The sequence below is a fragment of the Cupriavidus alkaliphilus genome, assembly GCF_014191175.1.
Classification (GTDB): Bacteria; Pseudomonadota; Gammaproteobacteria; order Burkholderiales; family Burkholderiaceae; genus Cupriavidus; species Cupriavidus alkaliphilus.
This window is the reverse complement of sequence record NZ_JACHWE010000001.1, coordinates 142,640-163,106: the sequence shown is the minus strand read 5'-3', so window position 1 is coordinate 163,106 and position 20,467 is coordinate 142,640. Positions and strand designations below refer to the sequence as shown.

At 66.8% G+C, this 20,467-nt stretch carries 19 protein-coding genes; 9 read left to right on the top strand and 10 right to left on the bottom strand.

Annotated features, from left to right (window positions below):
- Positions 1-40: 40 nt before the first annotated feature.
- The 3 genes from leuS to FHX60_RS00760 all read right to left on the bottom strand — a co-directional run bounded on the left by leuS (position 41) and on the right by FHX60_RS00760 (position 4,379).
- Positions 41-2,662: a leucine--tRNA ligase gene (gene leuS / locus FHX60_RS00770; protein ID WP_183282279.1), complete on the bottom strand. Its 2,622-nt coding sequence runs from the start codon at positions 2,660-2,662 to the stop codon at positions 41-43.
- Between the two features lie 169 nt (positions 2,663-2,831).
- Positions 2,832-3,629, bottom strand: coding sequence for a 4-hydroxy-tetrahydrodipicolinate reductase (gene dapB, locus FHX60_RS00765; RefSeq protein WP_183282278.1), 798 nt, complete (start codon positions 3,627-3,629; stop codon positions 2,832-2,834).
- A 108-nt stretch (positions 3,630-3,737) separates the two neighbouring features.
- Positions 3,738-4,379: an outer membrane protein assembly factor BamE gene (locus FHX60_RS00760; RefSeq protein WP_092306407.1), complete on the bottom strand. Its 642-nt coding sequence runs from the start codon at positions 4,377-4,379 to the stop codon at positions 3,738-3,740.
- Here FHX60_RS00760 and FHX60_RS00755 point away from each other — a divergent pair.
- Both FHX60_RS00755 and fur read left to right on the top strand, forming a co-directional pair.
- On the top strand, positions 4,378-4,587 hold the full coding sequence (locus FHX60_RS00755; RefSeq protein WP_133250508.1) for a hypothetical protein: 210 nt from the start codon (positions 4,378-4,380) through the stop codon (positions 4,585-4,587). The genes FHX60_RS00760 and FHX60_RS00755 overlap by 2 nt on opposite strands.
- A 39-nt stretch (positions 4,588-4,626) precedes the next feature.
- Positions 4,627-5,058: a ferric iron uptake transcriptional regulator gene (gene fur / locus FHX60_RS00750; RefSeq protein ID WP_022536566.1), complete on the top strand. Its 432-nt coding sequence runs from the start codon at positions 4,627-4,629 to the stop codon at positions 5,056-5,058.
- A 93-nt stretch (positions 5,059-5,151) separates the two neighbouring features.
- On the opposite strand, the gene FHX60_RS00745 is transcribed toward fur, so the two are convergent.
- From FHX60_RS00745 to tkt, 3 genes are all read right to left on the bottom strand, one after another.
- Complete coding sequence (locus tag FHX60_RS00745; RefSeq protein ID WP_092307326.1) at positions 5,152-6,147, bottom strand: LysR family transcriptional regulator; 996 nt, start codon at positions 6,145-6,147, stop codon at positions 5,152-5,154.
- Positions 6,148-6,518: 371 nt separating this feature from the next.
- A complete protein-coding gene (gap, locus tag FHX60_RS00740) occupies positions 6,519-7,517 on the bottom strand; it encodes a type I glyceraldehyde-3-phosphate dehydrogenase (protein WP_092306404.1) in 999 nt (332 codons plus the stop codon).
- A gap of 84 nt (positions 7,518-7,601) precedes the next feature.
- Entirely contained in the window at positions 7,602-9,635 is a 2,034-nt protein-coding gene (gene tkt / locus FHX60_RS00735) for a transketolase (protein WP_181487082.1), read from the bottom strand.
- Between the two features lie 312 nt (positions 9,636-9,947).
- Here tkt and FHX60_RS00730 point away from each other — a divergent pair, with 312 nt between their 5' ends.
- The 3 genes from FHX60_RS00730 to FHX60_RS00720 are packed head-to-tail and all read left to right on the top strand — an operon-like array spanning position 9,948 to position 11,824.
- Complete coding sequence (locus FHX60_RS00730; protein ID WP_183282277.1) at positions 9,948-10,382, top strand: VOC family protein; 435 nt, start codon at positions 9,948-9,950, stop codon at positions 10,380-10,382.
- The gene (locus tag FHX60_RS00725; RefSeq protein WP_183282276.1) at positions 10,382-11,143 is read left to right on the top strand and encodes a 16S rRNA (uracil(1498)-N(3))-methyltransferase; all 762 of its coding nucleotides are present in this window, start codon (positions 10,382-10,384) and stop codon (positions 11,141-11,143) included. The genes FHX60_RS00730 and FHX60_RS00725 overlap by 1 nt, the downstream gene beginning before the upstream one ends.
- Before the next feature lie 57 nt (positions 11,144-11,200).
- Positions 11,201-11,824, top strand: a complete 624-nt coding sequence (locus tag FHX60_RS00720; RefSeq protein ID WP_112776799.1) for a YidB family protein — start codon at positions 11,201-11,203, stop codon at positions 11,822-11,824.
- 82 nt (positions 11,825-11,906) lie between these two features.
- Here the strand turns inward: FHX60_RS00720 and FHX60_RS00715 are convergent, their stop codons facing one another.
- The 3 genes from FHX60_RS00715 to FHX60_RS00705 form a co-directional block, all read right to left on the bottom strand.
- Complete coding sequence (locus tag FHX60_RS00715; protein WP_062801715.1) at positions 11,907-12,524, bottom strand: barstar family protein; 618 nt, start codon at positions 12,522-12,524, stop codon at positions 11,907-11,909.
- Positions 12,521-12,892, bottom strand: a complete 372-nt coding sequence (locus FHX60_RS00710) for a guanyl-specific ribonuclease (RefSeq protein WP_183282820.1) — start codon at positions 12,890-12,892, stop codon at positions 12,521-12,523. The genes FHX60_RS00715 and FHX60_RS00710 overlap by 4 nt, the downstream gene beginning before the upstream one ends.
- A 378-nt stretch (positions 12,893-13,270) precedes the next feature.
- Positions 13,271-15,592, bottom strand: coding sequence for an NADP-dependent malic enzyme (locus tag FHX60_RS00705; protein ID WP_092306393.1), 2,322 nt, complete (start codon positions 15,590-15,592; stop codon positions 13,271-13,273).
- A gap of 391 nt (positions 15,593-15,983) precedes the next feature.
- Here FHX60_RS00705 and thiL point away from each other — a divergent pair, with 391 nt between their 5' ends.
- The 3 genes from thiL (at position 15,984) to FHX60_RS00690 (ending at position 18,200) form a co-directional block, all read left to right on the top strand.
- Entirely contained in the window at positions 15,984-16,964 is a 981-nt protein-coding gene (gene thiL, locus FHX60_RS00700; RefSeq protein ID WP_112776801.1) for a thiamine-phosphate kinase, read from the top strand.
- A 125-nt stretch (positions 16,965-17,089) separates the two neighbouring features.
- Positions 17,090-17,656 carry a phosphatidylglycerophosphatase A family protein gene (locus FHX60_RS00695; protein ID WP_092306390.1) on the top strand — a complete coding sequence of 189 codons (567 nt, stop codon included), beginning with the start codon at positions 17,090-17,092 and terminating at the stop codon, positions 17,654-17,656.
- 46 nt (positions 17,657-17,702) lie between these two features.
- Positions 17,703-18,200: a CinA family protein gene (locus tag FHX60_RS00690; protein WP_092306388.1), complete on the top strand. Its 498-nt coding sequence runs from the start codon at positions 17,703-17,705 to the stop codon at positions 18,198-18,200.
- An 80-nt stretch (positions 18,201-18,280) separates the two neighbouring features.
- Here the strand turns inward: FHX60_RS00690 and pyrF are convergent, their stop codons facing one another.
- Complete coding sequence (pyrF, locus tag FHX60_RS00685; RefSeq protein ID WP_092306386.1) at positions 18,281-19,099, bottom strand: orotidine-5'-phosphate decarboxylase; 819 nt, start codon at positions 19,097-19,099, stop codon at positions 18,281-18,283.
- Positions 19,100-19,317: 218 nt separating this feature from the next.
- Here pyrF and FHX60_RS00680 point away from each other — a divergent pair, with 218 nt between their 5' ends.
- Positions 19,318-20,217, top strand: a complete 900-nt coding sequence (locus FHX60_RS00680; RefSeq protein ID WP_112776803.1) for a DMT family transporter — start codon at positions 19,318-19,320, stop codon at positions 20,215-20,217.
- Positions 20,218-20,467: the final 250 nt, after the last annotated feature.

Here is a 20,467-nt window from a genome sequence, read left to right as displayed (position 1 = left end):
GGCGATTCCTCTGTCAGGTTCCGGCGGGCGGACGGCGCTGTCAAAGCACCACGTTGACCAGGCGGCCAGGCACCACCACGATCTTCTTCGGCGCCTTGCCTTCGGCAAACTTGGCCACGGTGTCGCTGGCGGCGGCGGTGGCCTCGATCGCGGCGCGGTCGGCGTCGGCGGGCACGGTGATGCTGCCGCGCACCTTGCCGTTGATCTGCAGCACCAGTTCGATTTCGCTGCGCACCAGCGCGGCTTCATCGACCTGCGGCCAGGGGGCGTCGAGCAGGTCGCCGGCCTCGGCGGCATAGCCCAGCTGCTCCCACAGGCCGTGGGTGATGTGCGGCACCACCGGGTACAGCACGCGCAGCAGGATGCCGAAGCACTCGCGGCGCGCCGCCGGCGACGCGGTCTTGGCGTCGTCCAGCGCGTTCAGCATCTTCATGGTGGCGGACACCACGGTGTTGTACTGGATGCGCTGGTAGTCGTAGTTGGCCTGCTTGAGCACGCCGTGGATCTCGCGGCGCAGCTCGGCATCGTCCGCGCCCGGCGCGCCGGCGGCACCGTCGCGGATGGCGGCGGCGTTGGCATAGCCGTAGTTCCACACACGGCGCAGGAAGCGCGACGCGCCCTCCACGCCCGAACCGCTCCACTCCAGCTGCTGCTCGGGCGGCGCGGCGAACATCACGAACAGGCGCGCGGTGTCGGCGCCGTACTGGTCGATCAGCGCCTGCGGGTCGATGCCGTTGTTCTTGGACTTCGACATCTTCTCGACCCCGCCGATCACCACCGGCTGGCCGTCGGCGAGCAGCGTGGCGCCCACCGGGCGGCCGCGCTCGTCGGTCTGCAGGTCGACCTCGGCCGGGTTGTACCAGGTCTTCTTGCCGGCGGCGTCTTCGCGGTAGTAGGTCTCGTTGAGCACCATGCCCTGGGTCAGCAGGTTGGTGAACGGCTCGTCGAACTTGACCAGGCCCAGGTCGCGCATGACCTTGGTCCAGAAGCGCGCGTACAGCAGGTGCAGGATCGCGTGCTCGATGCCGCCGATGTACTGGTCCATCGGCATCCAGTAGTCGTTGCGGGCATCGACCATGGTGGCCGCGTCCGGGCAGGTATAGCGCATGTAGTACCAGCACGAATCGATGAAGGTATCCATCGTGTCGGTCTCGCGGCGCGCGGGCTTGCCGCACGACGGGCAGGTGCACTGCAGGAAGCGCGGATCCTTGGCCAGCGGGTTGCCGGTGCCGTCCGGCACCAGGTCTTCGGGCAGCACCACCGGCAGGTCCTGCTCGGGCACCGGCACCACGCCGCAGCTGTCGCAGTGGATCAGCGGGATCGGCGTGCCCCAGTAGCGCTGGCGCGAGATGCCCCAGTCGCGCAGGCGCCAGGTGGTCTTCTTCTCGCCCAGCCCCATCGCGCCCAGGTCGGCGGCGATGGCTTCCACCGCGGCCTGGTAGCCCAGGCCGTCATACTTGCCGCTGTGGATGCAGGTGCCGTGCTCCTTGTCGCCGTACCATTCCTGCCAGGCTTCGGTCGAGTACGGCTGGCCCTTGACGTCGATCACTTGCCTGATCGGCAGCCGGTACTTGTTGGCGAAGGCGAAGTCGCGCTCGTCGTGCGCCGGCACGCCCATCACGGCGCCGTCGCCGTAGCTCATCAGCACGTAGTTGCCGACCCACACGTCGACCTTGGCGCCGGTGAGGGGATGCACCACCTGCAGCCCGGTCGGCATGCCCTTCTTCTCCATGGTCGCCATGTCGGCTTCCATGACCGAGCCGTGCTTGCATTCGTCGATGAAGGCAGCCAGTTCGGGATTGTTCAGCGCGGCGTGCGTGGCCAGCGGGTGCTCGGCGGCGACCGCGCAGAAGGTCACGCCCATGATGGTGTCGGCGCGCGTGGTGAAGACGTAGAGCTTGCCGTCGTTGATCGGCTTGCCATCTTCGCCCGGGATGTCATGGGTGAAGGCAAAGCGCACGCCCACGCTCTTGCCGATCCAGTTCTGCTGCATCACCTTGACGCGCTCGGGCCAGCCCAGCTGGTCCAGGTCGCCCAGCAGTTCCTGCGCATAGTCGGTGATGCGCAGGTAGTACATCGGGATCTCGCGCTTTTCGACCACCGCGCCCGAGCGCCAGCCGCGGCCGTCGATGACCTGCTCGTTGGCCAGCACGGTCTGGTCGACCGGGTCCCAGTTGACGGTGCCGGTCTTGCGGTAGGCGATGCCCTTCTCCAGCATCTTCAGGAACAGCCACTGGTTCCAGCGGTAGTAGTCCGGGCTGCAGGTGGCGACCTCGCGCGACCAGTCGATCGCCAGGCCCATCGACTGCATCTGCTTCTTCATGTAAGCGATGTTGTCGTAGGTCCAGGCGGCCGGCGCCACGCCGTTGTTCAGCGCGGCGTTTTCCGCCGGCATGCCGAACGCGTCCCAGCCCATCGGCATCAGCACGTTGTTGCCGTTCATGCGCAGGTAGCGCGCCATCACGTCGTTGATGGTGTAGTTGCGCACGTGGCCCATGTGCAGCTTGCCCGACGGATACGGCAGCATCGAGCAGGCGTAGAACTTGGGCTTTTCCTTGCCGTCGGGCCCGGCCGCATGCTCCGACACGCGATAGGCGTCGATGGCTTGCCAGTGCTGCTGGGCGGCTTGTTCAACGGCGGAAGGAAGGTATTTGTCTTGCATGGTCGGGACAGCGGTCAGGACAGCGTCTGCGCGGCAACTGGCCTGCCGGCATCCGGGAAGATTCGTTCGAAGGAAAGCGGCCGGCGCCAGTCTGGGCGCCCGCCCGGCGTGCAATGCTAAAGCAATCGATTATAACCGTGGCGGCAGCGCTGGCCGCCCCGGGGCGCCCTTACTTCAGGCCCAGCACGTCCTGCATGTCGAACAGCCCGGTCGGCTTGTCGGCCAGGAAACGGGCCGAGCGCACCGCGCCGTCGGCATACGACTGGCGGCTCGACGACTTGTGGCTGATCTCGATGCGCTCGCCGATGCCGGCGAACATCACGGTGTGGTCGCCGACGATGTCGCCGCCGCGGATGGTGGCAAAGCCGATCGAACCGGGATCGCGCTCGCCGGTATGGCCTTCGCGGGCGAAGACGCCACAGGTCTTCAGGTCGCGGCCCAGCGCATCGGCAATCACTTCGCCCATCTTCAGCGCGGTGCCCGACGGGGCGTCGACCTTGAAGCGGTGGTGGGCCTCGATCACCTCGATGTCATAGCCGCTCGACAGCAGCTTGGCCGCCACTTCCAGCAGCTTGAAGGTGGCATTGACGCCGACGCTGAAGTTGGCCGCAAAGACGATGCCGATCGATTTGGCGGCCTCGGCCAGCGCGGCCTTGCCGGCCTCGTCGAAGCCGGTGGTGCCGACCACCATCTTGATGCCCAGCTTCTTCGCCGCGGCCAGGTGCGCCAGCGTGCCTTCCGGACGGGTGAAGTCGATCAGGCAGTCCGCGCCGGCCAGCCCGGCTTCCAAGTCAGCCGTGATCGCCACGCCGGTGTTGCGTCCCAGAAACAGGCCCGCGTCCTGGCCGAGCGCCGGCGAGCCCGGCACGTCGAGCGCGCCCGACAGCTTCACGCCGTCGGTGTTCAGCACTTGTTCGATCAGCATGCGGCCCATGCGGCCCGATGCGCCTGCGATGGCGATGTTCATGGTGTCTGGCTCTGCGGAATATGCGCGGTGCGCGAAAGAGGAACGAGCCGGCCATGCCTGGCCGGCCCGGAAAACCGGCAGCGCGCCGCGGCGGGCGCGCGTGGTCGATCAGTTGGCGGCGGGCTTGGGCGCGTCGGCAGGCGCGGTGGCCTGGGCCGGAGCCGACGCTTCGGCGGCGGGCTGCGCCGCCTGCGCCGGTTGCGCGGAAGCGCCGGGCGCTTCCGGCTGCTGTGCCTGCCGCGGCACGAAGTTCTCGACCGTGGTCTGCTGCTCGGCCGGGGCCGCGGCTGCGCTGGTGGAGATCTTGCCCGGCGTCTGCTCCTTGAGCGCCTTCTTCATGCCGTCGATTTCGGCAATCAGCTCATACTCGGACGGAAGTTCGTCGCCGCCAAACTTGACCAGGCGGTCGCCGTCGAAGAACACCGTGTAGCGGCGCTGCTGCACCACCGAGGTATTGCCGCGGCGGAACGAAAACACATAATCCCAGCGGTTGGCGTGGAACACGTCGGTCAGCAGCGGCGTGCCGAGCAGGAACTTGACCTGGTCGCGGGTCATGCCCTCGCGCAGCTGCGAAGCGGCTTCGCGCGAGACGAAGTTGCCTTGCACGATGTTGATCCGGTACGGCGTGATGGCGTTGGCTACCTTGCGCGAAGTGGAATCGTAGGCCGAGCAGGCGCCGGCCAGCAGGGCCGCGGCCAGCAGGGAGACAACCAGCGTCGGACGCATGGCGGACGAACGGATAGAACGCATGGATCTCGTTTCCGGAGGGAAAGAAAAAGTAACGCGGCAGAGAGCGGGCTGCGCAGGCATGAAAACGGCGCAAAATGCGCCGATTGCACCACACGAGCGGATGGCATCTGCCGCCGCAACCACATGGGTCGGCAAGCTTGCCGGGCACGCGACGCCGACCTCTGGACATCGTCGGCACGAGCGACTTTTGCTGCCAAAACCCTTATGATTCAACTATCCAGACATTGTACTCTAGGGAGTCACCCACATGCCGAGTCCGGCGGACCTCAAGAATATCGGCCTGAAGGCGACCGTGCCCAGGCTGAAGATTCTTGAAATTTTTCAGACCAGCGAACAGCGTCACCTGAGCGCGGAAGACGTCTACCGCATCCTGCTCAACGAGCATATGGATATCGGCCTGGCCACCGTCTACCGCGTGCTGACCCAGTTCGAGCAGGCCGGCCTGCTGTCGCGCAACAACTTCGAGTCCGGCAAGGCGATCTTCGAGCTCAACGAAGGCAAGCACCACGACCACCTGGTGTGCCTGGATTGCGGCCGGGTCGAGGAATTCTTCGATTCCGAGATCGAGCACCGCCAGCAAAGCATTGCGCGCGAGCGCGGCTTCACCCTGCAGGAACACGCGTTGTCGCTGTACGGCAACTGCACCAAAACAAACTGTCCCCACAGACCCAAACGATAAGCAACCGCTCGCTCCCTTGCCGGAGCGCAGACGGGCAACAAAAAACCGGCGCCAGGCGCCGGTTTTTTGTTGGTGGCTTGCTGCCGCCGAGGGTCAGCGCGCCTGCAGGTCCTGCAGGTCCTGCTCGCTCACCACCCGTGCCGGGCGAGCCGGCGGCAGGCCGACGAACTCGCCCACTACCTGGCGAAACAGGCCGCGCGCCCACACCAGCATCGGGTGGGTGTTGCGGCTGCGGTGCCAGAACATGTTCAGCCCGAGCGTGGTATTCAGCTCCGCCGGCAGCGGGAAGGCCTTCAGGCCGTACGTTTCGCAGGCCATGTCCTTGGTCAGTGCGTTGACGGTGAAGATCATGTCCGTCTGCGAGGCCAGTTCGGCCTGGGCGCGCCACGAATGCACCGTCAGCGAGGCGTTGCGCTTCAGGCCGCGCTGCTGCAGCGCGTAGTCGAGCGGGATCAGCGAAGGCGCCGGGCGGCCGGAGCCACCGGAATGCGCCATGAAGATATGGCCGCAGTCCAGGTATTGCTCCAGCGTGCAGTGGCCCTTCAGCACCGGATGGTCCTTGCGCGCGCACACCCACAGGTTCAGCGACGTCACCATTTCCTCGACGATTTCCGGATGGCGGGTCGGGAACGGCGAGAAGGCCAGGTCGAGTTCATTGGCGCGCATCGACGCCACGTCGGTTTCCCACGAATGGGACTCGACCAGCTTGATATGCAGGTCCGGCGCCAGCGCCTTGATGCGCAGTACGAAACGGTTGAACACCGTATCGCCCAGTTCCGCGGCAAAGCCGATGTTCAGCGTGCCGGTGGCGGTGGCCGGATCGAAGTTGTCCGCGTCGCCCTCGTTGATGGACGACCACAGGTCCAGCATGTCGCGGATCTTCGGCCCCAGCTCGAGCGCGCGCGGCGTCGGCGTCAGCCCGTGCGGGACGCGGATAAAGAGTGGATCGTCAAAAATTTCGCGCAGCCTGCCCAGCGAATGCGAGACCGCCGGCGCGGTCATGTGCATCTTCTCAGCCACGTAGGTGGCATTACGCTTGCTCAGCAGCTCGGTGAAGATCACTAGAAGCTTTGTGTCTACGTTCACCATGATCAGGCCCCCGGTCAGATTTTTCACAGCTAAGATGGCCCCACCACTTGCACTGGCTGCACATCAGATTTCAACAGCGTCTTAACAGTGTAAGAGGAAAAATCAGGCTCGGAAAGCAAATTCGGCATTTCTGAAACGGCTGCCCATGGCATAACTCCGAAAAATTGCGTGATTTCGCCGCAATTGATCGTAGATGCGTACATTGGCGGCGTCGCAACCAGCACTTCGCCGTAGCTATCCTCGACCTTAGGGTTCCACTTTTATCATTCTTTTCTGACGCAACTATTTCAGCCGCGGCAGCAGATCAGCATCCTGCCTGAAAAAAGAAAAACGCGCCCGCAGGCGCGTTTCCCGAGTGCGGCAGGCGCGATTTACTTGGCCACCACGCGTGCCATTTCCAGGCACTTGTTCGAGTAGCCCCACTCGTTGTCGTACCAGCTCACGACCTTGATGAAGGTGCCGTCCAGCGCGATGCCGGCTTCGGCGTCGAAGATCGAGGTGCGGGCATCGCCGCGGAAGTCCGTGGCAACCACCTTGTCTTCGGTGTAGCCCAGCACGCCCTTCAGCGCGCCTTCGCTCTGGGCCTTCATCTCGGCGCAGATTTCTTCGTACGAAGCGGACTTTTCCAGCTCGACGGTCAGGTCGACCACCGACACGTCCGAGGTCGGCACGCGGAACGACATGCCGGTCAGCTTCTTGTTCAGCTGCGGAATCACCACGCCCACGGCCTTGGCGGCGCCGGTCGACGACGGGATGATGTTTTCCAGGATGCCGCGGCCGCCGCGCCAGTCCTTGTTGGACGGGCCGTCGACGGTCTTCTGCGTGGCGGTGGCGGCGTGCACGGTGGTCATCAGGCCGCGCTTGATGCCCCACTTGTCGTTCAGCACCTTGGCCACCGGGGCCAGGCAGTTGGTGGTGCAGCTGGCGTTGGAGATGATCGCCTCGCCCTTGTACGTGTCGTGGTTCACGCCGTACACGAACATCGGGGTGTCGTCCTTGGACGGGGCCGACATGATCACCTTCTTGGCGCCCGCGTCGATGTGCTTCTGCGCGCCTTCCTTGGTCAGGAAGATGCCGGTCGACTCGATCACCACGTCGGCGCCGACTTCGCCCCACTTGAGCTCAGCCGGATCCTTGACGGCGGTCAGGCGGATCTTCTTGCCGTTGACGACCAGGGTGTTGCCGTCGACCGACACTTCGCCGTCGAAGCGGCCGTGCACCGAGTCGTACTTCAGCATGTAGGCCAGGTAGTCGGGCTCGAGCAGGTCGTTGATGGCAACGACTTCGATGTCCTTGAAGTTGGCGGCGGCGGCGCGGAACACCATGCGTCCGATGCGGCCGAAGCCGTTGATGCCGATCTTGATGGTCATGACTGTCTCTCCTGAGGATCGATGGAAACCGGTGGGCGCCGCCTCTGCCGCGCGGCGCACCGCGCGGCTCGAGCGCCCGGATGCTTAGATAAGGGAGTCTTTCACCGTACGCACGACGTTGTCGACAGTAAAGCCGAAGTGCTTGAACAGCACGCCGGCCGGGGCCGATTCACCGAAGGTGTCGATGCCCACCACCGCCTGGACCTGGTACTTCCACCAGAAGTCCGTCACGCCCGCCTCGACCGCCACGCGCGGCACGCCGGCCGGCAGCACGCTGGCCTTGTAGGCGGTGTCCTGCTTGTCGAACACGGTGGTCGCGGGAATCGACACCACGCGCACGTGCACGCCTTCGGCGGCCAGCGCATCGGCGGCGCCGACGGCCAGGCCCACTTCGGAGCCGGTGGCCAGGATCACGGCGTCCGGACGGCCCGTCTTGGCATTGACGCTGTCGCGCAGCACGTAGCCGCCGCGCGCGATATTGGCGCGGGTGGCGGCGTCGCGCTGCTGGAACGGCAGGTTCTGGCGGCTGAAGATCAGGCAGCTCGGGCCATTCTCGCGGCGGATCGCCTCGGCCCAGGCCACGGCGGTCTCGGTGGTGTCGGCGGTACGCCAGACGTCCAGGTTGGGGATCAGGCGCAGGCTGGCGACGTGCTCGATCGACTGGTGGGTCGGACCGTCTTCGCCCAGGCCGATCGAGTCATGGGTGAACACGAACAGCGAGCGGATCTTCATCAGCGCCGCCATGCGCAGCGCATTGCGGCTGTAGTCCGAGAACGTCAGGAAGGTCGCGCCGTAGGGGATGTAGCCGCCATGCAGCGTGATGCCGTTCAGGATGGCGCTCATGCCGAACTCGCGCACACCGTAGTTGATGTGGTTGCCCCAGGCGTCGACGCGCACCGCCTTGCTGCCCGACCAGTTGGTCAGGTTCGAGCCGGTCAGGTCGGCCGAGCCGCCGAGGAACTCGGGCAGCACCGGGCCGAAGGCCTCGATGGTGTTCTGGCTGGCCTTGCGGGTGGCGATGGTCTCGGCCTTTTCCTCGCACTTGGCGATAAAGGCTTCGACGGCGGCATCGAACGCGCCCGGCAGTTCGCCCTTCATGCGGCGGGTGAACTCACCGGCCTCGTACGGGTGGCGCTCGGCATACGATTCGAACAGCGCGTTCCAGGCACGCTCCAGCGCCTGGCCGTTGGCCTTGGCGTCCCAGGCGTCATAGACCGCGGCGGGCACTTCGAACGGGGCATGGGCCCAGCCCAGCGCCTCGCGCGTGGCCAGCACTTCGGCACCGCCCAGCGGGGCGCCGTGCACGTCGTGGCCGCCTTCCTTGTTGGGCGCGCCCTTGCCGATCTTGGTGCGGCAGCAGATCAGGGTCGGCTTGTCGCTGGCCTTGGCCTGTGCGATGGCGTTGTCGACCGCGACCACGTCGTGGCCGTCGATGCCGCGGATCACGTTCCAGCCGTAGGCTTCGAAGCGCTTCGGGGTGTCGTCGTTGAACCAGTGCACCACGTCGCCGTCGATCGAGATGCCGTTGTCGTCCCACAGCGCAATCAGCTTGTTCAGCTTGAGCGTGCCGGCCAGCGAGCAGGCTTCATGCGAGATGCCTTCCATCAGGCAGCCGTCGCCCAGGAACACATAGGTGTAGTGGTCGACGATGTCGAAGCCCGGGCGGTTGAATTCCTCGCCCAGCAGGCGCTCGGCGAGCGCCATGCCGACCGCGTTGGTGATGCCCTGGCCGAGCGGGCCGGTGGTGGTTTCCACGCCCGGGGTGATGCCGTATTCGGGGTGGCCGGCGGTCTTGCTGTGCAGCTGGCGGAAGTTCTTCAGCTCTTCGATCGGCAGGTCATAGCCGGTCAGGTGCAGCAGCGCGTAGATCAGCATCGAGCCGTGGCCGTTGGACAGCACGAAGCGGTCGCGGTCGGCCCACTGCGGGTTGCTCGGGTTGTGCTTCAGGTGCCGGCCCCACAGCGCCACGGCGATGTCTGCCATGCCCATCGGCGCACCGGGGTGGCCGGAATTGGCCTGCTGGACGGCGTCCATGGCAAGCACGCGGATGGCGTCGGCCATCAGCTTGGCGGGCTGGGAAGCAAAGGGACTTGTGGCGGGATGGGCAAGGGCGGACATGCGGGCGGATTCGGCGTGAGCCTTGGCGGCAGGAAAACCGCAATTTTAGCAGAAGCTAGGGGGTTTTCCGGACTCCCTGCGCCCCCTCGGCCGAGTCCGGGCGATCATCGCGGGCCCCCTGCACTGCCGCATGCCGGCAACCGGAACTATCCGGGCCCCGGCATGCCTGATGCTTCACCCCGGCGCCCTGCCCCGGACGGTGGCGCGGCACTTCGACAGCGTAGCGCGGCACGCGTAAGATGCACTCTCGCACCGCGCGGCAAGCCGCCGCGCCGGGTTTCCCGCAACCAGGAGACGATCAAGGAGACGATCATGACCAGACCGGCCAACACCCCCTGGCTCACCCCCTACCTGACCGTCGCCAACGGCCGCGCCGCGCTGGACTTCTATGGCGCCGCCTTCGGCTTCACCCCCGGCAACGTGGTCGACGAGAACGGCGTCCCCACCCACGCCGAGATGCACTACCAGGGCCAGCTGGTGGTGATGTTCGCGCCCGAGGGCGCGTGGGGCAGCACCGCGCGCACGCCGCGCTCGCTGGGCGTGGAGTGCCCGCAAACCTTCTATGTCTATTGCGACGATGTCGACGCCATGCACCAACGCGCGGTCGATGCCGGCGCGGTCAGCCTGATGGCGCCCGCCGACCAGTTCTGGGGCGACCGCTACTGCATGGTCGAGGATCCCGACGGCTACCGCTGGGGCTTCGGCAAGCCGCTGAATCAAGCCAGCCAGGCAGGCCAGGCAAGCTGATGGCGCCACGATTTTTTGTCGGCGGCGCAGACACCGTGCTGGCCGCCGAATCGGATTTCCCGCTGCCCGAACCGGTGGTGCGCCACGCGCAGGTGCTGCGCCTCGCGCCGGGCGACGCCATCACCCTGTTCGACGGCCGCGGCGGCAGCCACGCCGCCACGCTGGTCGAACTGGGCAAGCGCCACGCGCTGGCGCGCATCGGCGCGCATGACGCCACAGAGGCCGAGCCGCCCTTCCGCGTCACGCTGGCACAGGGCCTGGCCGGCGGCGACAAGATGGACTGGCTGATCGAGAAGGCAGTCGAACTCGGCGTCGCGGCGATCCAGCCGCTGCAGGCCAGCCGCTCGGTGGTGCGCCTGTCCGGCGAGCGCGCGCAGAAGCGCCAGGCGCACTGGCAGGCCCTGGTCCAGGCCGCCTGCGAGCAATGCGGCCGAAATCGTTTGCCGGCGGTGGCGGAGGTCACTAACTTGGATACGTGGCTGGCGCGCGCAGACCGGTCCGGTAACGGCGGCACCAGGCTGCTGGTATCGCCGCGTGCCGCGCAAGCGCTGCCGGCGCTGGTGGCGCAACGGCGCGAGGCGCTGCTGGCCGATGGCGTCACCTTGCTGATCGGCCCGGAAGGCGGCCTGGCCCCCGAGGAAGAACAGGCCGCGCTGCAGGCCGGTTTCACCGGCGTGTCGCTCGGCCCGCGCATCCTGCGCACGGAAACCGCCGGGCTTGCATGCCTAGCAACCCTGAACGCCTTGCTGGGCGGATTCTGACGACGGGGCCACCCCGGCCCTGTGTCACCTTGCAACCCTGACTGAAAGGAGTCGACCATGGGACTACTCGATAGCGTGCTGGGCGGTGTGCTCGGACAGCTCGGCGGCGCGCGCGGAGAGAGCGGCCAGGCCGGCGGGCTCGACCCCAAGCTGATGATAGCGCTCGGCCTGCTGGCAACGCTGGCCATGCGCAGCCGCGCACAAGGCGGCGATGCCGCCGGCGGTGCGGCCGCGTCCGATGATGGCCTGGGCGGGCTGGGTAGCCTCGGCGGGCTGCTGGGCGGCATGCTCGGCGGCGGCGCCACTGCCGGCACCGCACCGGGCGGCGCGACCGGCGGCCTCGACCTGGGCTCGCTGCTCGGCGGCCTGCTGGGCGGCCAGGGCGGCGCGCCGGCCAACAGCCAGGCGCTGGGCGCTGCCGCCGGCGGCATCGGCGCGCTGCAGCAGATCCTGGCGCAGGCCGGGCTCGGCGAACAGGTCAATTCATGGATCGGCAGCGGCCCCAACCAGCCGGTCACGCCGTCGGCGCTGAACGATGCGCTGAACGACACCGGCGCGCTGCAGTCGCTGGCACAGAGCACCGGCATGTCGCAGGACGATGTGGCGGCGCAGTTGAGCGAAGGCCTGCCGGAGCTGATCGACCGGCTCACGCCGCATGGCCACCTGCCGGCGCAGGAATAAGCGCGGCACCAGCCCCAACAAGCAAAAAGCCCGCATCAGCGGGCTTTTTGCCTGGTATGCCGTGCAACGGCAGTCAGCGCGGTCAGGCGAACGAATAGAACACGCGGAACTGCACCTTGCGCTCGCCCCAGAATTCGGCGGCGTCGCGGAACACGTCGAGCAGCACCTCGCGCGCTTCCTTGTCGAACTTCTGCGCGATCGGCAGCCCTTCCAGAACGATCACGAAACCCGGCTGCGGGCCGGCCTTGTAGATCATGTCGGTCAGGCAGTCGGCCAGCGCGTCGAAATTCTTGCCGAAATGCTTGGGGAAGGTGAACGAGGTGGCGATGGTTTCCAGGATCTCCGCCTTGCTCGCGCAATGCGCGCAATTGGCATAGAGGAAATGCTGGCCGAGATCGGCGGCGGCCTGGGCCAGTTCCGGCACGCGGAAGGCGCGGATCGACTGGACGATGTTCGGACGCACCGTCTTGAACAGGTTCATGGCCCCCTCGCTGGTGCCGTCGTTCCAACCGGGACCGGCGGGCATGGCCACGGGCGCGGTCGCGGGCGGGAGTTTTTGCATGAGCTCGTGGCTCGGCATCATCAGCACGTTGTCGTATAGGTTCTGGGCCTGCTGCTGAGCCCGCTGCCAGCCATCTCCGGCGCCGCGCTCTTCGCGGGCGGCAAGGGCGTCGCCCAATCCGAAAATGTCAGTCATCATTTGAGTATCCGTTTGAAGCTGTTGTAGTGGTCTTCCGTGTAGTAACAATCGTTGGCAGCGCGCTGTTCCCCGCCGCAGACGATCCGCTTGGCTCCCCGGTTCCGGCTCCTGGCGCTCTTGACCGTGTATTCGCGGTAATAACCGCGTTCTTTCAGCGGCAGGATGCGTTCGTAGTTGCCGAATCTCGAGCCGTCCTTGTCATACGGGAACGGGCCGCCGGCTTCGATGCGCTCCAGGGTCTGCCGCGCTTCGTTGGGCAACTGCTGCACTGCAATGGTTCCCAGCCCTTCGGTCTGCGCCTGGCGCGCCAGCGTCGGTTGCGCCAGGGCCAGCACCAGCGCCGCGCCGGTCAGGGACCGGGTCAGCATGCGCGTTGCGTGCCGCATCGGAGAAACTTGGAAACCCACGTTGCTTGTCTTGGTTGAACCGGAAATCGAGCCTGCCGCTGGTTGGGTAGACGATCTGTCCGGGCCACCCTGGCCTGCCCCTCTGCGCTGGTTGAAGCGTCGCGCGAGGAATGCCGGCCGCACCGGGGCGCTCATGGCGAGCGCCTGTATCAAAGGCGTAAGGTTACGCGCATGCACGCAATTAATCAATCCCGCCGCTGTTGCAGCGCAATTTCTTCAATTGTTTCAATATGTTAAGCGTATGTGTGCGCATACTAACCGGGATTGCGAGGCGATAAAAAAAGCCGGGCGAGCCCGGCTTTCCGTCACCCTGGCCCGCGCGGGGCCAGCGCGACCGGCTTAGCGCTTGGCGGCGGCGTCGACCACCACCAGCGACGTCATGTTGACGATGCGGCGCACCGTTGCGGACGGCGTCAGGATGTGCACCGGCGCCTTCACGCCCAGCAGGATCGGCCCGATCGCGACATTGTTGCCCGCGGCAACCTTGAGCAGGTTGTACGAGATATTGGCCGCGTCGATATTCGGGCACACCAGCAGGTTGGCTTCGCCCTTGAGCGTGCCGTCCGGCACCAGTTGGTCGCGCAGCTTCTGGTCGAGCGCGCAGTCGCCGTGCATCTCGCCGTCGATCTCCAGCTCCGGCGCCTGCTCGCGCAGGATGGCCAGGGTTTCGCGCATCTTGCGCGCCGACGGCGCCTCGGACGAGCCGAAGTTCGAATGCGACAGCAGGCCGACCTTGGGTTCGATGCCGAAGCGCTTCAGCTCCTCGGCGGCCATCAGCGTGATCGCGGCCAGTTCCTCGGCGCTCGGGTCGACGTTGACGTGGGTGTCGACCAGGAAGATCTGGCGACCCGGCAGCACCAGGCCGTTCATCGCCGCATAGACCTTGTTGGTGCCGCCCAGCACCTGGTCGATATAGCGCAGGTGCGCCGCGGTGTTGCTGACGGTGCCGCAGATCATGCCGTCGGCCTCGCCCTTGTGCACCAGCATCGCACCGATCAGCGTGGTGCGGCGGCGCATTTCCAGCTTGGCGTACTGCGGCGTGATGCCCTGGCGGGCCATCATGCGGTAGTAGGCGTCGGAATAATCGCGGAAGCGCTCGTCGTGTTCCGGGTTGACCACGGTGAAGTCCACGCCGGCGCGCAGGCGCAGGCCGAAGCGCTCGATGCGGTGCTGGAGCACTGCCGGGCGGCCGATCAGGATCGGGTTGGCCAGCTTTTCGTCGACGATCACCTGCACCGCGCGCAGCACCCGCTCTTCCTCGCCCTCGGCGAAGACGATGCGCTTCTTCTCCATCTCGACCTTGCGCGCGGCGGCGTAGATCGGCTTCATCACCGTGCCGGAGTGGTACACGAACTGCTGCAGCTGCAGGCGGTACGCGTCCATGTCCTCGATCGGGCGCGCGGCCACGCCGGACTTCATCGCGGCTTCGGCCACGGCCGGCGCCACCTTGACGATCAGGCGCGGGTCGAACGGCTTCGGGATCAGGTATTCGGGACCGAACGACAGATCCTGGATGCCGTAGGCAGTGGCGACGATGTCGCTCTGCTCCTGCCGCGCCAGTTCGGCCAGCGCATTGGCCGCGGCGATTTCCATCTCGCGCGTGATGGTGGTGGCGCCGCAGTCCAGCGCCCCGCGGAAGATGAACGGGAAGCACAGGACGTTGTTGACCTGGTTCGGGTAGTCGGTACGGCCGGTGGCCATCACCGCGTCCGGACGCACTTCCTTGACCAGTTCCGGCGAGATTTCCGGATTCGGGTTGGCCAGCGCCAGCACCAGCGGCTTGTCGGCCATGCGCTGGACCATGTCCTGCTTCAGCACGCCCGCCGCGGACAGGCCCAGGAAGATGTCGGCGCCGTCGATCACTTCGCCCAGCTTGCGCTTGTCGGTCTTTTGCGAGAAGCGCGCCTTTTCCGGGTCCATCAGTTCGGTGCGGCCCTCATAGACCACGCCGGCGAGGTCGGTCACCCAGATGTTCTCGATCGGCAGGCCGATGTCGACCAGCAGGTCCAGGCAGGCCAGCGCGGCCGCGCCGGCGCCGGAGGCAACCAGCTTGACCTTTTTGATGTCCTTGCCGACCACTTTCAGGCCGTTGATGATGGCCGCGGCCACCACGATGGCAGTGCCGTGCTGGTCGTCATGGAAGACGGGAATCTTCATCTTCTCGCGCAGCTTGCGCTCGACGTAGAAGCATTCCGGTGCCTTGATGTCTTCCAGGTTGATGCCGCCGAAGGTGGGCTCCAGCGCGGCGATGATCTGGACCAGCTTTTCCGGGTCCTTCTCGTCGATTTCGATATCGAACACGTCGATACCGGCAAACTTCTTGAACAGCCCGCCCTTGCCTTCCATCACCGGCTTGGAGGCCGCGGCGCCAATGTCGCCCAGGCCGAGCACGGCGGTGCCGTTGGTGATCACCGCGACCAGGTTGCCACGCGCGGTATAGCGGAACGAGTTGGCCGGATCGGAAACGATTTCTTCACAGGCCGCGGCAACGCCGGGCGAATACGCCAGGGCCAGGTCGCGCTGGTTCGACAGCGGCTTGGTCGGCGTGACCGAAATCTTGCCAGGGGTGGGAAACTCGTGATACTCGAGCGCCGCTTTGCGCAGCGCCTCGCGCTGCTGCTGTTTCAGATCGTCTTGGGACGGGGACTGTGGGCTGGTCATCGGCGCATCTTCCAATCGGTGGAGCCGTCATTGACAAGGCGGGGACGATCGGCGGACCGGCTCCACGCGTCCGCCCTTCTCTTCCTTTGGAACCCAGCATTTTATATAGTGAAAAACTATTTCACAATAAGCCTTTTGCTTGGGGCACCTTTGCGATTCGGTACAATATGCCCCATCCTCGGGGGCAACACCAGCAAGCGTAGCGTCCCTGCGCCCAGGCGACGCAGCGCATGGCGGTCATGGCTGTGATGCGCGGCAGTATCTTGCTGAAACGCCGGGTGCACCCCATGCTGACGCCGCGTGCCCGCTGCGGGATCTGCCGGCAAGTGGCAACGATCTCCCCGGAAAACCGCCGTCATCTCATCCGCCCACCCCGGGCAGCCGCTCGACCATGCCCAACGCCCAGCCCGCCCAGCTTTCCGAATTCGACCTGATCCGCCGCTACTTCACGCGGCCGGTGCGCAAGGCCGCGCTCGGCGTGGGCGACGACTGCGCGCTGATCGAGGGCCGTCCCGGCCATCATCTCGCCATCAGCACCGACATGCTGGTCAGCGGCCGGCATTTCTTCCCGGACGTGGCGCCGCGCGCGCTCGGCCACAAGGCGCTGGCGGTGAACCTGTCGGACCTGGCCGCCATGGGCGCCGAGCCCCGCGCCTTCACGCTGGCGCTGGCGCTGCCCGAGGCCGAGCCCGAATGGCTGGCCGAACTTGCCGCAGGCATGCTGGCACTGGCCGACGAACACGGCTGCGAACTGGTGGGGGGCGACACCACGCGCGGGCCGCTGACGCTGTCGCTGACGGTATTCGGCGACGTGCCGCTGCGCGCGGCGCTGCGCCGCGATGCGGCGCGCCCGGGCGACGATATCTGGATCTCCGGTACCCTGGGCGACGCCCGGCTGGCGCTAGGCGACTGCCGGGGCGAATGGCTGCTGCCCGAACCCGAATTCAGCCAGGTGCGGCCGCGCATGGACACACCCACGCCGCGCGTGGCGCTGGGCATGGCCTTGCGCGGCGTGGCGCATGCGGCACTGGATATCTCCGACGGCCTGGTCGGCGACCTCGGCCATATCCTGGCGCGTTCGCAGGTGGGCGCACTGGTCGATGTCGACGCGCTGCCCCGGTCGGCAGTGCTGGCGGGCCAGCCGGACGCCATCCAGCGCGAATGCGTGCTGGCAGGCGGCGACGACTATGAGCTGTGTTTCACCGCGCCCTCCGGGCACCGCGACGCCATTGCGGCGATCGGCGAGCGGCTCGCGCTGCCGCTGACGCGCGTCGGTGCGATCACGCCCGAGCCTGGCCTGCGGCTGGTCGACCGCGCCGGCAACCCGACCCGCTACGAGGGCGCGAGCTTCGACCATTTCGCTGCCCCCTGACACGGGGTCACAGGCATGTCATGATGCCGGCATCGGCGCCTGCGCGGGCACGGGAGTCCCGCACGCATCGCAGCGCAAGCCGGCCATAACCATAAGCTGTATCCGCATCACACGAGCCAATTTTGATGTCCACCTTCCCTCCCGGGGCCGCGCCGCGCGACCCCGCCCTGACCCTGGAAGCCGGCCAGACCGTCAAGGTCACGCGCCCGAGCGCGCGCTTCATGCTCGCGCATCCGGCGCACCTGATCGCCTTCGGCTTCGGCTCGGGCCTGTCGCCGGTCGGCCCCGGCACCGTCGGCACGCTCTACGCCTGGCTCTCGTTCGTGGTGATTTCACTGTGGATCGAGCCCGCAACCTGGCTGTGGATCATCGGCGGCGGCTTCGTGCTGGGCCTGTGGGCGTGCGCCCGCACCGCGCGCGACATGGGCGTGCACGACCACGGCAGCATGGTCTGGGACGAGATCGTGGCATTCTGGCTGGTGCTGGCCTTTGTCATGCCGACCGGTTTCTGGGGCCAGTTCGCCGCGTTCCTGTGGTTCCGGCTGTTCGATATCGCCAAGCCGGCGCCGATCGGCCACTATGATCGCAGCCTGAAAGGCCCGGGCCTGCGCGGCGGCTTCGGCGTGATGTTCGACGACATCTTCGCGGCGTTCTACACGCTGCTGGTGTTTGCCCTGTGGCGCTCGTTCTGAGCGGCGAACGCCAGACTGATTCCCCAAAACAACCCCTGCACCCATCATGTCCGTCAGCCGCCTGCTCGACCAGCTCGCCATCCAGGCCGGCGTCGCCCTAGCCGACAAATCCCTGATGCTGGCCACCGCCGAATCCTGCACCGGCGGCCTGGTCGCCGCCGCCATTACCGACGTGTCGGGCTCGTCGGGCTGGTTCGAGCGCGGCTTTGTCACGTATTCCAACGAGGCCAAGTCGACCATGCTGGGCGTGCCGGCCAAGCTGATCCGCGATCACGGCGCAGTCAGCGAAGAGGTTGCGCGCGCGATGGCGGAGGGGGCGCTGCTGAACAGCCGCGCGCAGGTGTCGCTGTCGATTACCGGGGTCGCCGGCCCGAACGGCGGCACCCCCGAAAAGCCCGTGGGCATGGTGTGCTTTGGCTGGAGCAACCGCATCACCACCGTCGTCGAGACCCAGCGGTTTCCTGGCGACCGCGCGCAAATCCGGCGCCAGGCAGCCGAGCACGCGATGCGTGGATTGGTGGAGTTGCTGCGCAACGAGGCCTGAAAGCACTGCCGCCGCGCAGCCCGAGCCAAAAAAAAAACCGCGCCTGCCGGCGCGGTTTTTTTTCGTGCCGCGTACGGCGGTCAGCCGTGGCGGTAGCGGTTGATGGTCTCGCGCGTCTGCAGCGCGACGTTGCGCGCCGCCGACGCGAAGTCCTTCTCGCGGCTGGCGTACAGGATGGCGCGCGACGAATTGATCATCATGCCGGTGCCGTCGGCGGTGCGCCCGGCCTTCACCGTGGCCTCGATGTCGCCGCCCTGGGCGCCGATGCCGGGGATCAGCAGCGGCATGTCGCCGACGATCTGGCGCACCCGCGCAATCTCGTTGGGGAAGGTCGCGCCGACCACCAGGCCCATCTGGCCGGTGGTGTTCCAGCGCTCGCGCGCGGCCTCGGCCACCAGCTGGTACAGCGGCTTGCCGTCGACCTGCAGGAACTGCACGTCCGAACCGCCCGGGTTTGAGGTGCGGCACAGCACGATCACGCCGCGGTCCGGATAGGCGAGATAGGGCTGCATCGAGTCGAAGCCCATGTACGGGCTGACCGTGACCGCATCGGCCTTGTAGCGCTCGAAGGCTTCCAGCGCATAGTGCTCGGCGGTCGAGCCGATGTCGCCGCGCTTGGCGTCCAGGATCACCGGGATGCCGGGGTGAGCGTCGTGGATATAGTGGATCAGCTGCTCGAGCTGGTCTTCGGCGCGCTGCGAATGGAAGTAGGCGATCTGCGGCTTGAAGGCGCAGACCAGGTCGGCGGTTGCGTCGACGATCTCGCGGCAGAACGAGAAGATGGCGCCGCCGGCCCCGGTCAGGGACAGAGGAAGCTTGTGCGGATCAGGGTCGAGCCCGACGCACAGGAGGGAATCGTTGCGCTGCCAGGCGGCAGCAAGCTGCTCGGTGAAAGTCATGGGTACTCGGAATGTCCTGGTGGCGCCGGCGTCTCATCGCGAGGCCGATCCTGGTCGATCTTGGCCGATGGACTCGGCCGGCGCGGTTGGCCGCAGCGGCGTGAAAACCTTTCATCCCTGCAGCATATGTCGCTTTCGGCAATTTTACCCGCTGCGTGCTATCGTTTTGCGCTTCGTCTCAAAACAATGCGCGGCATCCCGCACAGCCGCGTCCCCTCATGTCCCTCGATCGCCGTGGTCTCTTCCTCCTTGTGGTGCTGACGCTCGCCTGGGGCATCAACTGGCCCATCATGAAGGTGGGCGTGGCGCATTTTCCGGCGATGGGCTTCCGCCTGCTGTGCATGGCCGGCGGGCTGCTGGCGCTGGGGCTGGCGCTGCGGCTGCGCGGCGATTCGCTGGCCGTGCCGCGGCGCGAATGGGGCACGGTATTCCGGCTGGCGCTGCCCAACATGGTGGTCTGGCACCTGTTGGCAATCTGCGCGGTCAAGATGCTGTCGTCGGGCCGCGCCGCGATCCTGGGCTACACCATGCCGATCTGGGCGGTGGTCTGGGGCCTGGTGTTCTTCCGCGAGCGCATCGGCGCGTGGGCCTGGCTGGGCATCGGCTGCGCGCTGGCGGGCACGGTGCTGCTGCTGTCGGGCGAGCTCGCAGCGCTGACCGGCAGCCCGGCCGGCACGCTGCTGATGCTGCTGGCCGCGGCCGGCTGGGGCTTCGGCACACAGCTGATCAAGCGTACCCAGACCGACGTGCCGATCGGCGCCATGACCTTCTGGATGCTGGCCGTGACCCTGCCCTTCCTGGCGCTGGGCACGCTGCTGCTGGAAGACGGCTGGCGCATGCCCACCGCCATCGAATGGGCCGCGATCGCCTATAACGCGGTGGTGGTCTTCGCCTTCTGCCACCTGGTCTGGTTCGGGCTGGCGCGCAGCCTGCCGCCGGTGGTGTCGAGCCTGTCGATCATGTTTATCCCGGTGGTCGGCGTGTTCTCCGGGATGTGGCTGCTGGGCGAGCAGCCGCACTGGCAGGACTACGCCGCGATCGTGCTGATGTTCCTGGCCCTGTCCTCGGTGATGCTGGCGCCGCTGCTGTGGCGCCGGCTGCGCGGCGCGCCCGGCTGACGCCCGCGGTGCATGCCGCGGTCGCGAGCCGGCAACGGCGCGCGCCCGTCGCGGAGATTTCACTTAACAAGCCACCCCGCGTTGGGCTACACTCGCGGCCATCACAATCCCGGAGAAATTACGTGGGCAGTAGCATCGGGTGTTCGAGTTGGCGCGGCAACGCTGCGACCTCTGCGAATGCCATGTCACTGCGGGCTGCGTAACGACGACCCGCCCGGAGCACCCGGCTCCGCGCTTCGTCGGCCTTGCC

What these genes read in the sequence shown, in the direction of transcription:
- FHX60_RS00730 (WP_183282277.1), top strand. Translation starts at nt 9,948, where the DNA reads ATGACCAGACCGGCCAACACCCCCTGGCTCACCCCCTACCTGACCGTC.
- dapB (WP_183282278.1), bottom strand. Translation starts at nt 3,629, where the DNA reads ATGAACATCGCCATCGCAGGCGCATCGGGCCGCATGGGCCGCATGCTG.
- FHX60_RS00680 (WP_112776803.1), top strand. Translation starts at nt 19,318, where the DNA reads ATGTCCCTCGATCGCCGTGGTCTCTTCCTCCTTGTGGTGCTGACGCTC.
- FHX60_RS00715 (WP_062801715.1), bottom strand. Translation starts at nt 12,524, where the DNA reads ATGATGACTGACATTTTCGGATTGGGCGACGCCCTTGCCGCCCGCGAA.
- FHX60_RS00720 (WP_112776799.1), top strand. Translation starts at nt 11,201, where the DNA reads ATGGGACTACTCGATAGCGTGCTGGGCGGTGTGCTCGGACAGCTCGGC.
- FHX60_RS00725 (WP_183282276.1), top strand. Translation starts at nt 10,382, where the DNA reads ATGGCGCCACGATTTTTTGTCGGCGGCGCAGACACCGTGCTGGCCGCC.
- leuS (WP_183282279.1), bottom strand. Translation starts at nt 2,662, where the DNA reads ATGCAAGACAAATACCTTCCTTCCGCCGTTGAACAAGCCGCCCAGCAG.
- FHX60_RS00760 (WP_092306407.1), bottom strand. Translation starts at nt 4,379, where the DNA reads ATGCGTTCTATCCGTTCGTCCGCCATGCGTCCGACGCTGGTTGTCTCC.
- FHX60_RS00690 (WP_092306388.1), top strand. Translation starts at nt 17,703, where the DNA reads ATGTCCGTCAGCCGCCTGCTCGACCAGCTCGCCATCCAGGCCGGCGTC.
- fur (WP_022536566.1), top strand. Translation starts at nt 4,627, where the DNA reads ATGCCGAGTCCGGCGGACCTCAAGAATATCGGCCTGAAGGCGACCGTG.
- pyrF (WP_092306386.1), bottom strand. Translation starts at nt 19,099, where the DNA reads ATGACTTTCACCGAGCAGCTTGCTGCCGCCTGGCAGCGCAACGATTCC.
- FHX60_RS00755 (WP_133250508.1), top strand. Translation starts at nt 4,378, where the DNA reads ATGGATCTCGTTTCCGGAGGGAAAGAAAAAGTAACGCGGCAGAGAGCG.
- FHX60_RS00710 (WP_183282820.1), bottom strand. Translation starts at nt 12,892, where the DNA reads ATGCTGACCCGGTCCCTGACCGGCGCGGCGCTGGTGCTGGCCCTGGCG.
- FHX60_RS00695 (WP_092306390.1), top strand. Translation starts at nt 17,090, where the DNA reads ATGTCCACCTTCCCTCCCGGGGCCGCGCCGCGCGACCCCGCCCTGACC.
- tkt (WP_181487082.1), bottom strand. Translation starts at nt 9,635, where the DNA reads ATGTCCGCCCTTGCCCATCCCGCCACAAGTCCCTTTGCTTCCCAGCCC.
- gap (WP_092306404.1), bottom strand. Translation starts at nt 7,517, where the DNA reads ATGACCATCAAGATCGGCATCAACGGCTTCGGCCGCATCGGACGCATG.
- FHX60_RS00745 (WP_092307326.1), bottom strand. Translation starts at nt 6,147, where the DNA reads ATGGTGAACGTAGACACAAAGCTTCTAGTGATCTTCACCGAGCTGCTG.
- FHX60_RS00705 (WP_092306393.1), bottom strand. Translation starts at nt 15,592, where the DNA reads ATGACCAGCCCACAGTCCCCGTCCCAAGACGATCTGAAACAGCAGCAG.
- thiL (WP_112776801.1), top strand. Translation starts at nt 15,984, where the DNA reads ATGCCCAACGCCCAGCCCGCCCAGCTTTCCGAATTCGACCTGATCCGC.